Origin of the sequence: Snodgrassella sp. CFCC 13594 (genome assembly GCF_001590725.1) — a bacterium.
Classification (GTDB): domain Bacteria; phylum Pseudomonadota; class Gammaproteobacteria; order Burkholderiales; family Neisseriaceae; genus Snodgrassella.
In genome coordinates this window covers 183,544-195,573 of sequence record NZ_LQXR01000001.1, presented here as the reverse complement: position 1 = coordinate 195,573, position 12,030 = coordinate 183,544, and the positions used below count along the sequence as shown (strand labels likewise).

Annotated in this window: 9 protein-coding genes and 2 pseudogenes; 7 read left to right on the top strand and 4 right to left on the bottom strand. The window is 49.7% G+C overall.

From position 1 onward, the window contains the following. The first annotated feature begins 44 nt into the window (after positions 1-44). Together mutM and A2F46_RS00890 are read left to right on the top strand one after the other, a co-directional pair. Positions 45-866, top strand: a complete 822-nt coding sequence (gene mutM / locus A2F46_RS00895) for a bifunctional DNA-formamidopyrimidine glycosylase/DNA-(apurinic or apyrimidinic site) lyase (protein WP_066565886.1) — start codon at positions 45-47, stop codon at positions 864-866. Between the two features lie 12 nt (positions 867-878). Then, positions 879-1,649 carry a 1-acylglycerol-3-phosphate O-acyltransferase gene (locus tag A2F46_RS00890; RefSeq protein WP_066565614.1) on the top strand — a complete coding sequence of 257 codons (771 nt, stop codon included), beginning with the start codon at positions 879-881 and terminating at the stop codon, positions 1,647-1,649. 9 nt (positions 1,650-1,658) lie between these two features. On the opposite strand, the gene moaC is transcribed toward A2F46_RS00890, so the two are convergent. Beyond that, a complete protein-coding gene (gene moaC, locus A2F46_RS00885) occupies positions 1,659-2,156 on the bottom strand; it encodes a cyclic pyranopterin monophosphate synthase MoaC (protein ID WP_066565612.1) in 498 nt (165 codons plus the stop codon). Positions 2,157-2,232: 76 nt separating this feature from the next. Here moaC and mog point away from each other — a divergent pair, with 76 nt between their 5' ends. Beyond that, positions 2,233-2,811, top strand: coding sequence for a molybdopterin adenylyltransferase (gene mog, locus A2F46_RS00880; RefSeq protein WP_066565610.1), 579 nt, complete (start codon positions 2,233-2,235; stop codon positions 2,809-2,811). Between the two features lie 244 nt (positions 2,812-3,055). On the opposite strand, the pseudogene A2F46_RS13170 reads toward mog, so the two are convergent. The 3 genes and pseudogenes from A2F46_RS13170 to panC all read right to left on the bottom strand — a co-directional run bounded on the left by A2F46_RS13170 (position 3,056) and on the right by panC (position 7,613). Next, positions 3,056-4,884 (bottom strand): annotated as a pseudogene (locus A2F46_RS13170) (DNA translocase FtsK). A gap of 155 nt (positions 4,885-5,039) precedes the next feature. Beyond that, positions 5,040-6,707: a hypothetical protein gene (locus tag A2F46_RS00870; RefSeq protein WP_066565609.1), complete on the bottom strand. Its 1,668-nt coding sequence runs from the start codon at positions 6,705-6,707 to the stop codon at positions 5,040-5,042. Between the two features lie 67 nt (positions 6,708-6,774). Further along, positions 6,775-7,613: pseudogene (gene panC, locus A2F46_RS00865) on the bottom strand (pantoate--beta-alanine ligase). Positions 7,614-7,870: 257 nt separating this feature from the next. Between panC and A2F46_RS00860 the strand changes: the two are divergent. The 4 genes from A2F46_RS00860 to A2F46_RS00840 all read left to right on the top strand — a co-directional run bounded on the left by A2F46_RS00860 (position 7,871) and on the right by A2F46_RS00840 (position 12,028). Continuing rightward, on the top strand, positions 7,871-8,671 hold the full coding sequence (locus A2F46_RS00860; RefSeq protein ID WP_066565606.1) for a basic amino acid ABC transporter substrate-binding protein: 801 nt from the start codon (positions 7,871-7,873) through the stop codon (positions 8,669-8,671). A gap of 59 nt (positions 8,672-8,730) precedes the next feature. Continuing rightward, complete coding sequence (locus A2F46_RS00855) at positions 8,731-9,822, top strand: 2Fe-2S iron-sulfur cluster-binding protein (protein ID WP_066565604.1); 1,092 nt, start codon at positions 8,731-8,733, stop codon at positions 9,820-9,822. 43 nt (positions 9,823-9,865) lie between these two features. Then, positions 9,866-11,449, top strand: a complete 1,584-nt coding sequence (locus A2F46_RS00850; protein WP_066565602.1) for a phosphoethanolamine transferase — start codon at positions 9,866-9,868, stop codon at positions 11,447-11,449. 201 nt (positions 11,450-11,650) lie between these two features. Beyond that, positions 11,651-12,028: a SirB2 family protein gene (locus A2F46_RS00840; RefSeq protein ID WP_197457506.1), complete on the top strand. Its 378-nt coding sequence runs from the start codon at positions 11,651-11,653 to the stop codon at positions 12,026-12,028. Positions 12,029-12,030: the final 2 nt, after the last annotated feature.

Genomic DNA, 12,030 nt, shown 5'->3' with positions numbered 1-12,030 from the left:
TTATGGTTGCCCCCACTCCACTGGCAGTAGAAACCGCGCCAACCATGCCTGAATTACCCGAAGTTGAAACCACCCGTGCTGGCATTGCACCACACATCACGGGGAAAACCATCCAACAAATCATCATTCGCCAAGCCCAGCTGCGCTGGCCCATTCCCGCGTCACTAACCAAGACACTACCCGGACAAACCATACTCAGCGTCAACAGACGCGCCAAATATCTGTTACTCCACACGGCGCAAGGTCATATATTGATGCATTTGGGCATGTCTGGCAGCTTGCGTATTTATGCTCATGATGCCACCCCTGCGGCACAAAAACACGACCATGTAGATTTGGTTTTCACTGATGGCACCGTGTTACGTTTTCACGACCCGCGTCGGTTCGGAGCCATTTTGTGGCATCCAGGTGCGCCAGAACACCACCCACTATTGGCGCATTTGGGGCCAGAGCCATTCAGTGATGAGTTTAATGCAGGCTACCTGAAAGCCTCATTACACAAGCAAAGCCGCGCCATCAAGCTGGCGCTAATGGACAACCATGTAGTCGTGGGCGTGGGCAATATTTATGCCAACGAATCGCTGTTTTACGCAGGTATTCGCCCCACAAAAGCAGCCCAACGGCTGACTAAAGCCGAAACTATCCGCCTAGTGGAGGCGGTGAAATCGGTGTTACAACGCGCCATTCTAGCCGGCGGCAGCACCTTACGCGACTTCGTCAACAGCAATGGCCAAAGCGGTTATTTCCAACAACAATACATGGTTTATGGTCGCAGTGGCGAAACCTGCCGCGTGTGTGGCAGCTTAATCATGAAAATCACCCAAGGCCAACGCAGCAGCTTTTACTGCCCCCATTGCCAGCATTGAGTACATCATTTTATGCAAAAACGCCCCTACACTTCTTTGACAACCCGTTTTTGGCGCCTAATCCGGATGGCCGCATGGCTGTGGTCCACCACATGGATTGTTTATGGCTTTAAGAAACGCAATAAAATTGAACGCGATCACGCCTTAACCGGCATTGCCGAACGCATGTTGCGTATCTTGAATATTCAACTGCACATCAATCAGCACGCTCAATGCCCCAGTAATGGGCCTATTCTGGCGGTGGCCAATCATGTCTCGTGGTTGGATATTTTTGTATTGATGTCGCAATACCCCAGTGGTTTTATTGCCAAAGAATCCATTCGGCGATGGCCGCTAATTGGCACCTTGGCCACCCATGTTGGCACAGTATTCATCAACAGACGATCACACCGCGACGTGGATACCGTGAACCGAGCCATTGCTGATGCATTGGCACACCAGCGCAGTGTGACCTTTTTTCCAGAAGCACGTACATCCAACGGATTAGAAACGCTGCCGTTTAAAGCCGCCTTGTTTCAGGCAGCCATTGATACTGGAGCACCGGTGCAAGCCATTGCGCTGCGCTATTATTATCCACAAGGAACGCGCACAGCCGATGTAGCCTACGTGGGACAAACGCCGTTATTGATTACCCTATGGCGTATTTTAAAGCTGCCTGAAATCCATGTGAACGTAGATTATGCGCCTTTGGTGGGTGGCGAAATCACGCGCCATGCCGACCGATTTCAACTCAAAGATGCGGCAGAACATTTCATTGGTAGTAAAGTCAACCAGCGCGACTAGGCCCTTCTCTCAATCAATAATCTGTTCATCCCGTTGCCACAGACCAGATTTGCCGCCTTCTTTGCGCAACAAAGCCACTTGTTGAATAACCATGCCTTTATCAACCGCCTTGAGCATGTCATAAATGGTGAGCAACCCCACACTGGCGGCGGTCAAGGCCTCCATTTCTACCCCTGTTTGACCCACCGTCTCCGTCTGCGCACGGATATGTATACTCCGCGCTGCCGCATCGGTTTCAAAATCCACATTCACCCGTGTCAATGCAATCGGATGACACAGAGGGATCAATAACGCAGTTTGCTTCGCCGCCTGAATGGCCGCAATCCGCGCCACACCCAAGACATCGCCTTTTTTGCTGTCGCCTGCCATTAATTTGGCAAACGCCACTTCATTGACCACAATGCGCCCTTCCGCCACGGCCACACGTTTGGTTGAGGCTTTCTCACCCACATCCACCATGTGCGCTTCGCCGCGACCATTAAAATGAGTCAATTCTTGTTGATCCATAGCTTACTTGCTCCATGACAGACAAAGAACGCTATATTACAATACCCATCTTTGTTTTGCTGCAAGGGGATGCATCATGACTGCTTCTTTGGCTACATTAAAAATCGGCTTGGTCTCCATCAGTGACCGTGCTTCAAAAGGCATTTACCAAGATTTAGGCTTGCCGGGTTTAAAAGATTGGTTGGCGCAGGCGGTGCTGAATCCCTTGAATTTCGTTGAACACCTAATCCCAGATGAACAACCGCAGATTGAACACACGCTCAAGCAACTGGCTGATGAAGATGGGTGCCCACTTATTCTCACCACCGGTGGCACCGGCCCTTATTTGCGCGATGTGACGCCAGAGGCAACTTTGGCTGTGGCCGATCGGGTGATTCCGGGTTTTGGTGAATTGATGCGCCAAATTAGCCTGCACTTTACACCTTCTGCCATTTTATCGCGCCAAGTCGGTGTGCTGCGTGGCCATAGCCTCATTCTAAATTTGCCGGGCAAACCCAGTGCCATTGCAGAAACTTTAGGCGGCGTTAAAAACCAAAACGGCGAACAAATTATCCCTGGTATTTTCGCATCGGTTCCCATTTGCGTGGATGCGGTAGGCGGTCCTTTGGTGGAAACCGACCCGGCTATTTGCCGATCCGTTAGACCCAAAAAATAACACAACACCGTGCACATAAAAAGGCCCGACAACCATCAATTATCGGGCCTTTTTTTATGGACAATGTCGCCGCATAAAACATTGCTGACATTCATCATTGGATAGGCGAGTTTACATGACTGGCGCAAGACTACCGCAATCGAATAAACCACCCCAGTACGTCAACCCAAGCCAACAGCGCGATAGCAATAAATACCATGGCTCGAATGTGCTCAGGCAGCCTGAAAGGCATTGCCTGTTGCTTTTATTCATCCAAATGGCTGCTACTGGGTGCCAATACCGTGCGGTTACCATTGCCTTCAGCCGCAGACACAATGCCATCTGCTTCCATTTGTTCAACTAATCGGGCTGCGCGGTTATAGCCTATGCGCAATTGGCGCTGTACCGAAGAAATACTGGCTTTGCGTGTTTTCACCACCAAAGAGATGGCTTCGTCATACAAAGGGTCTTGATCACCATCGTTACTGCGCGCACCATTGGCGTTGCTGAACATATCGTCCTCACTCACACCTGCGGTGAGGATATCATCGATATAATGAGGTTCCCCAAATTGTTTCAAGTAATCCACCACGCGATGCACCTCTTCGTCAGCCACAAAGGCACCATGTACGCGTTGCGGATAGCCTGTACCAGGCGGCAAAAACAACATGTCACCTTGGCCCAGCAAGTTTTCCGCACCCATCTGATCCAAAATGGTGCGGCTATCCACTTTACTAGACACTTGAAAAGCAATACGCGTAGGAATATTGGCTTTAATCAAGCCTGTAATCACATCCACACTGGGGCGTTGGGTAGCCAGAATTAAATGAATCCCCGCCGCCCGGGCTTTCTGTGCTAAGCGTGCAATCAATTCTTCAATCTTCTTGCCTGCCGTCATCATTAAGTCGGCAAACTCATCCACCACTACCACGATGTAGGCAACTTCTCCAAAGGCTCGGGATCATCGGGGGTAAGCGAAAATGGGTTGGCCAATTTTTGGCCACGCGCGCCAGCCTCTAGCACTTTTTGGTTAAACCCAGCCAAATTGCGCACGCCCATGTGGCTCATCAATCGATAGCGTTTTTCCATTTCATTGACACACCACGTCAACGCATTGGCAGCCAGTTTCATGTCCGTTACCACAGGGGCTAATAAATGGGGAATGCCTTCATAAATACTCAATTCCAGCATTTTCGGATCAATCATAATCAAGCGCACTTCTTCCGGTGTGGCTTTGAATATCATGGACAAAATCATGGCATTCACACCCACCGATTTACCTGAGCCGGTGGTACCAGCCACCAAGAGGTGCGGTGCTTTGGCCAAATCAGTGACTACCGGCTCACCAGTGATGTCTTGCCCCAGCGCCAGTGTGAGCTTGGAGCGAGATTGCTGGAACACAGGCGCATTGAATATTTCACTCAAACGAATAATCTGACGCTTCGGGTTAGGCAATTCCAAGCCCATGCATGTCTTACCCGGAATGGTTTCCACCACACGAATCGAAGCAAAACCCAAACTGCGCGCCAAGTCTTTTTCCAGATTCACCACTTGGCTACCCCGAACCCCTTGCGCTGGCTCAATTTCATAGCGGGTAATCACAGGACCAGCAAACGCATCCACCACATTGACCTTCACCTTAAATTCGGCCAGTTTCTCTTCAATGGTAATGCCGTTTTCCAGCAAAGCTTCATCAGATTGATGCGCCGTCTCGTCATACTGAGGCGGTAACAACAAATCCAATTGCGGTAGGGGTGGCTGCATTAGGGACTCAGGTTGAGCAGAAGGTGCATTATGCAAAGCACTTTGCAAAGCCATGCCCATGGCTGTTGGCGATCCCGAATGAGACGTCAACACAGAAGGTGTAGGTATAGGCGAAGCAGCTGTAGGCGCCTCTGTTGATTTTTCTAGGGCACTGGCCATCCCCGATTGCAGTAATGAATTGCCGCCAACCAAAGCGGGCTGTTGTGTCTGCTCACTCGTCACAGAAGCATCAGGCACGACACTGGGTACACGCTTGCTCTGCCAATTGGGGGCCAAAGCCGTATCCGGCGCCGTCATTGCCTCATTCAGCGTTTTCTGCCATTCAGGCACCGCCGCTTGCGCCTCATCAACAATGGGTGCGGACGGCCATGTTGTGGTTTCAGTGGCTTGGTACTGATGCTGAGATGGTGTCAATGACGATAATAAAGACCCATCCGGCTCTGCCATTGCAACATCCATACGCTCATTTGGCACAACCGATTCATCTAGCAAGGTGGCATGACATCTAAACCATCAGAATTTGCCTGCGTTTCTTCAACCCAATCAATCGGGGATGGCTGTTGTAAACGGTCATGAATCGACCACTGCGGCGCATCAGTCATGTGCAGAACAGGAGCAGCTTCTTTTTCAGGCAGCCTATGCCCCATCGCAGCACCAACACCAGAAGGCAAGGCTGCGGCGCTATTGATACCTGTTTCAGCGCCACTCAATTGGTGATCGAAAGGTGTAAACCGGGTTGAAATGGGGGCGCTCACCGCAGCCGTTGGCAGCGCCGCTTGACTGAACGCAGCTGCCACGGGGGATACATTAACCGCATGGCTTTGCCCAATGCGAGCAGCAGCCGGAATCACGCTCTCCCGCACAGTGGTTCGGCGAAATTTGTGCTTATTCACGGGGGAATCGGTTTTGGACAAATTAGCCAACACCTCATCTTCGGCAATCACCGACAATTCAACCCCAGCCGTTTTTAGCGTGACTGGTTCGGTACGCCGCCTAGCTAGGCGTTGGCGCAATAGATTGCTGCGAATATCCTCGGCGCCAATAGTATGCACACTTTCATCAGTATGCGATTCATGACGAATTGTATGAGACGGCGGCACGACCATCATCGCTGGATCAGTTTGTGCTTCGCGCAACGCCAATCGTTCCGCTTCGGTACGAGAACGAATGCGTGACAAAGCTGGGTCAGCCAAGGTGATTTCCGGTTTGATTGGTTCTTCAGGCTGACGCACGACTTCTGGCAAAGGCCAGTTCAGCTTCACCGTTTCCAATGGCGCTTTGGTTGTTGGTGTGTCATCCGCTTTAACCAAAGTAGCAACTTTGCGTGTGGCTTCGGCCAACGTAATCACTTCCCAATGGGTGGCTGGGATGGACGTCTTTTCAGAGGCGGAATGCTCATTCTGCCCTATCGCTGCTAATGGTGCTTCGGTTTCAGGCAACTGAGTAGGCGTTCCGTACGTTTGAAGGGCGCTTTGAGCAAGGACTGTATTTTCTGGCGTCAAATTTGTAGGTGATAAAAAGGGCCTACCCGCAGGCAATTGTTCATCCAAAACCGGTGCAAAAGCAGGTACGTCAGCGACCATTGGGTGGTGACCATCAGATTCATTCAGGCTGCCTGAAACCACACTCTCGGCAGGCGTATCCGCAATGGATGCCTTGGGCGTAGCGTGCATGTGTTTAAGCGGGCTCGTTACTGTAATGCCATCTGCTGCTGCGGATCCAGATTGCGCATCTTCAGCAGGTGCAGTCGTTGCGATTTCAGCCTGCGATAGGGATTCTGATTCATAGCTTTGGGCAAAAATAGGCAGTTCTGCCAATGCTTCATCGCTGGCCAAACGCTGCTTGTCTTCATCAGACAATATTGGTGCTTGTTTGTGACGCGGGTTCAATGCCCGCATTTTGGCCTGCAAACGTTCACTTAAGGCTTGGTGGTGTTGCTGATTTTGTACTTGCTCACGCATATTGGTAAGCACAGGTGAAACTTTGCGCAAGGTTGGCGCTGGCGTTTGCAATTGAGCACCTTGTGCGTCGTCTTCTTTTTGGTGGCGTGACAAATAAGTCAACTCCATGCGCCACTCGCGTTCTTGCTTACCTCGCCACCACAATAACGCAGCTATGGCCAACATTAATAAAAATAGCAATATCCACCACATAAATACGTCATCCTGCCTTGCTGTCGTTTGCTCGATGCCGCCGACCTCAACATCGGCTGCTCCGTGATTAAAAAGCGGCTGTTACTTCGATATTATCAATTAATCGGGTATGGCCCAAACGTGCTGCACCCAATACCACCAAGTGGCGATCGCTACATGCGCCACTGCCAATGTATCGGCGTGGCGTACCTCAATGTAATCCACCACCCACCCTTGCCGTTGCAATGCATCAATAGCCGCACGTTCTAGCTCAGCATAATCCCCATTGCCCGCAACAATGCCTTTGGCCACTTGAGACAGTGCCGCATACAATTGCGGCCCTTGGGCGCGCTGTGCCGCCGTCAAATACGCATTACGGCTAGACAATGCCATGCCATCTGGAGCGCGGCCCGTGTCTACCGGCAAAATTTCGATATTGGCATTCAAATCAGCCACCATGCCTCTAATGATGGTGAGCTGTTGGTAGTCTTTTTTGCCGAAACAGGCTACATCCGGCGCCACAATATTAAACAATTTGGTTACCACTGTGGCCACCCCGCGAAAATGGCCAGGCCGAAAACGGCCGCACAATTCATTTTGCAGATGAGGCGGCATGACATTGTAATCTTGCGACACATGTGGATAAAGTTCGCGCTCATCAGGTGCAAACAAAACAGCTACACCCGCATGGCTTAATTTACTGGCGTCTTCTTGTAAGGTGCGTGGGTATTGATCAAAGTCTTCCCCTTGTCCAAATTGTAATCGGTTGACAAAAATACTCACCACCACTTTATCGGCTGCCTGCTTGGCTGCCTGCACCAACGCCAAATGGCCTTCATGCAGATTGCCCATGGTGGGCACAAATGCCACACGACCGACCGTTTTCCGCCATTGACGCAAGTCATCAATGGTATGAATCAATTGCATAGTGACTCACCTTTTCGCAACACGCACAGAATGGCTGCCCAAAGACCTTCAGGCAGCCTAAGCACGCCAAAGCACGGATTATAGCACCCTCGGCGGTTTTTTCTTACCGCACAAAACCCCGGCCCAAGCTTCTGTGTATATTTATGTTAAAATACAACGAAATTGATGGATTTCGGCATTATTTTTGATAAAACAACCAGCATTTGCCAAATATCATCTGAATTTAACTTTTTACTGTGCTGAAAGGGATAGCGCCAATGAACATCAAAATCAAATTTACAGCTCTGTGTGCCGCAGCAGGTCTGGCATTGGCCGGATGCGGCGGCCAACACGAAGCGTCAAGCGCAGATGCCAGCGCAACGCCATCTGCTGGCAAAACCTATATTGTGGGCACCAACGCCGAATTTGCACCTTTTGAATCACAAGGTGCCAATGGCCAATTGACTGGCTTCGACATTGACCTAATGAATGCGCTGGCTAAAGCGGGCGGCTTTAAAGTCACCTTTAAAGATCAACCTTGGGATGGCCTATTTGCGAGCTTAAACAACGGTGATATCGACATGGTGGCCGCAGCCGTGACCATCACGGATGAACGCAAACAAACCATGGCCTTTAGTGAGCCTTATTTTGAAATTACCCAAGTTATTCTGGTGCCGCAAGGCAAAGAGCTGAAATCGGCTGAAGAATTAAAAAATATGGCACGCATTGGTGTGGCTACTGGCCAAACAGGCGATTTAGCTGCCCAGAAATTATTGGGTGCCACCAGCCCCAAAATTGCCCGCTTCGACAGCGTGCCACTGGCTTTGAAAGAATTGGAAAGTGGTGGCGTAGATGCGGTAGTGAGTGACAGCGCCGTGGTCGCCAATTATGTTAAGAACAATGGCGATAAGGGCTTTCATATGGTAACTGTGCCCGATTTTCCAGCAGAGCACTATGGCTTTGCGGTACGCAAAAACGATGAAGCTGCACTGAAAATGCTGAATGCAGCGTTAGAAAAAGTGCGGGCGTCAGGTGAATACGATAAATTACACGACACCTATTTTGCCAAAACCAAATAAGCCACTGCATAGACTTTGATGCGCGATTAAGCATTTCACATTTTATATAGGCTGCCTGAATGTGCTCGACTTGGCTTTTAACCAAGGCAGCGCTAACATGGCAGCCTTTATTGATTGAGGCAGTTCTGCTGACATTGCTTATGTCTTTTCACGTCACGGTTGAACCGGCACAGGAAACATTCACCGTTAACGCCGATGAAACCATATTGTCCGCCGCCAAGCAGCAAGGGTTGCCACTGCCGCATGCCTGTCAAAGCGGCACCTGCGGCGCCTGTCAAGCGCATTTAGACAGCGGCCATGTCAGCGTTTTACAGGTGCAACAGGCCTTGAGTGAGGCCGACCTAAATCATGGCCAAATCTTGCTTTGTTGCACTGCTGCGCAAAGTGATGTGGTTGTCACTATGCCAAAATATCAAGGTGCGCAAGCCATTGTCCCGCACATTATGCCTACCAAAATCAGTGGACTTGTCATTTATGGCAATTATGCCGTGTTGACATTGGCGTTACCCAAGAACAAATCACTTCACTTTCATCCTGGTCAATATGCAGATGTCTTACTGCGCCAACAACAGCGCCGCAGTTATTCCATTGCCGCTTATGATGAAACCAATCACACCCTCGAATTACATGTACGACGCCATGCCGATGGGGTGTTTTCGGAACCGCTATTTTCAGGCAAGCTGCCCATCAACAGCATGCTGCGTCTGCAGTTACCTCTAGGCTCTTTTGCTCTGCAAGAAAACGCCAAGCCACTGCTAATGCTCGCCACAGGCACCGGCATTGCACCCATCAAAGCCATGCTCGCCCAATTGGTGCGCACTGCATCACCGCGTCCACTTGCCCTTTACTGGGGCATGAGCCAAAACGAATGGTTTTATGACACCGCCGCCATCATGGCTTTGATGGGCGCTATGCCTCATGCGCAAATCCATTTGGTGGCCTCCCATCCTTCTGCTGCTTGGGCGGGCTTGAGCGGTCATGTGCAAGACTGCGCCATTCGTAACCATCCTGATTTACACAATCATGAAGTGTATGCCTGCGGCAATCCCCACATGATTGATGACGCTTACATGCGCTGCATTAATGAATGTGGGCTGCCTGAATCTGCTTTTTTTGCCGACCGCTTCACCCCCACCACCCACAACGCTTAAATAACCCATCTCGCCACCACCGTGGCCAACGCAGGAAACGCGCATGACAGTATCACCGAAACTTCGTTACGCCATTTGGTTGGCTTGGCTCTTGGTATTGAGCGTCGCCAGCATATACGCGCTGGCCTATCCACCCAATCCGAATCGCATTGTGGAAACTTGGTTTTTCCTAATATTGCTACACCGTTTTTGTCCTCAAATATTGGCATGGGTATTATGGTTACTGGCGGTGATCATAGCGCTCTACCACCCCACAGCAGCTTTATATGGTCGACCCAGTTTTGGTATTGTGGCCTCGCTGCTCAGCACCAGCGCCAGCGAGGCCCAAGAATATTTAAGCGCCATTGGTTGGTCAACCTACTTGGCGACTGTGGTATTGGCATTCATGGCAGGCTTCAGCGCCGTCTGGGTCAAAAAAATACCTTCTGCCCATTTTCATTGGCTGTGGAGTGCCGTCATGCTGCTCGCCATCGCCATCATGACGTTATCAACAGCAAAGAAAGGCTATACCGTAGGCGGTTTTCCGATGCGAGTGATGCCTATTGAATTTTTGGCCGATGCCTATTTTCAACCCAAAGCCTATTTCGCTGAATTAGCCAAACTCAAAGCAGACTTAGCTCAACCCGATAACTGGACCGTTACCTCTGTTCATCAACCCTATCGAAACTATGTATTGGTGGTGGGTGAAAGCATGCGCAGTGATTACATGCAGCTCTATGGTTTCAAGCAAGCAGATACACCTTTCTTGCAGCAACATGCCAACGTGGTATTGGATAATATGTATGCTGCGGGTCCCAATACCCCCATTGCTTTACTTTATGGTCTAAGCCTGAGCAACCATCAAGGCTTTAGCCTGCAAAACAACCTTATGTCTCTGGCCAACAAAGCCGGCATGCAAACCGCTTGGCTATCCAATCAGGGAGCCTTAGGTCAATACGACACCACCATTTCCGCCATCGCACATCAAGCCCATTATGTGCATTTCTTGAAAACCACTGGCTACGATTTTGGTCAGGACACCTATGATGATCAGCTGATTCCTTGGCTCAAACAAGCATTGGCGCAACCAATACAATCAGGCCAAAATAGATTAATTGTGCTGCACTTAATTGGCTCTCACCCCAATCCTTGCGACCGCATTCGCTCAGCGCCACACCATTATGTTGAAAACAAAAATAGCAATTGCTACATCGACAGCATCGCGTTTACTGATCAGGTATTAAAGCAGATTTACCAAACATTGGGTCAAACACAGCAACCATTTAGCATGCTGTATTTCAGTGATCATGGTTTAAGCCACGACAAAGACACTTACGAGAAAAACGAATTGGTGAAATCATCCAGCATCTTGCGCCACAATGACCGTTATCGGCAGAATTACCACATCCCACTGGTGGTGGTAAACAGCGATGGTCAAGGTGTCAAACACATCCGCGCAGACCGTACTGGCTTCTACTTGATGGATGGGTTGGCCGCTTGGTTGGGCTTAAGCACGCCGCAATTACCCCACAGCCAGACATTTTTTGGCGAAACCACACAAAAAGACCATATGGTTTTGAATTTTAATAAGCAAGTACAAGCTGTTGATGCGTTACCCAATGATCCATTGCCAGCTGACTTGCAATAAATCAAAACAAAAAAAAGGTGTGACTTGTCGTCACACCCAAACACACACACATCAAGAGGAAACCAAATGTTTCGGGATTCATTATAATCAAATGCCCATTCCTGACTTTGATGCAAGTCAAGATTTTGCGCTTTGTATGCTGATTTCATATTCTCAAAATTTTATGATGTATTTTACCCAAACTGGATGACAAAGATTGCCATGAACCCCTATACCGCGATGAAATTGTGTCATCTGTTTTTTGTGGTGACCACTTTTGTGTTATTTAATTTGCGTTTTGGCTTGCGTTTGGCCCTGCCACACAAGCCATTGCCACGATTTTTGCACATTCTCCCCCACATCAATGACACCCTTTTGCTGCTCAGCGGCATCTCATTGATCATCATCACCCACTACATCCCATTTGAGAATGCCAATTGGCTCGGGCTAAAGCTGATTTTATTGGTGGTGTATATTGTTATTGGTGCCATTGCCTTAAAATCGGTGCCACGCAGCGGGCGCAGCCTGATGACATATGTTTTGGCGCTCCTGTGTTTTTTAAGCATGGCTTTACTGGCCGATTTCAAGCCCCTACTGTAAAT

What these genes read in the sequence shown, in the direction of transcription:
- mutM (WP_066565886.1), top strand. Translation starts at nt 45, where the DNA reads ATGCCTGAATTACCCGAAGTTGAAACCACCCGTGCTGGCATTGCACCA.
- A2F46_RS00890 (WP_066565614.1), top strand. Translation starts at nt 879, where the DNA reads ATGCAAAAACGCCCCTACACTTCTTTGACAACCCGTTTTTGGCGCCTA.
- moaC (WP_066565612.1), bottom strand. Translation starts at nt 2,156, where the DNA reads ATGGATCAACAAGAATTGACTCATTTTAATGGTCGCGGCGAAGCGCAC.
- mog (WP_066565610.1), top strand. Translation starts at nt 2,233, where the DNA reads ATGACTGCTTCTTTGGCTACATTAAAAATCGGCTTGGTCTCCATCAGT.
- A2F46_RS00870 (WP_066565609.1), bottom strand. Translation starts at nt 6,707, where the DNA reads ATGTGGTGGATATTGCTATTTTTATTAATGTTGGCCATAGCTGCGTTA.
- A2F46_RS00860 (WP_066565606.1), top strand. Translation starts at nt 7,871, where the DNA reads ATGAACATCAAAATCAAATTTACAGCTCTGTGTGCCGCAGCAGGTCTG.
- A2F46_RS00855 (WP_066565604.1), top strand. Translation starts at nt 8,731, where the DNA reads ATGTGCTCGACTTGGCTTTTAACCAAGGCAGCGCTAACATGGCAGCCT.
- A2F46_RS00850 (WP_066565602.1), top strand. Translation starts at nt 9,866, where the DNA reads ATGACAGTATCACCGAAACTTCGTTACGCCATTTGGTTGGCTTGGCTC.
- A2F46_RS00840 (WP_197457506.1), top strand. Translation starts at nt 11,651, where the DNA reads ATGAACCCCTATACCGCGATGAAATTGTGTCATCTGTTTTTTGTGGTG.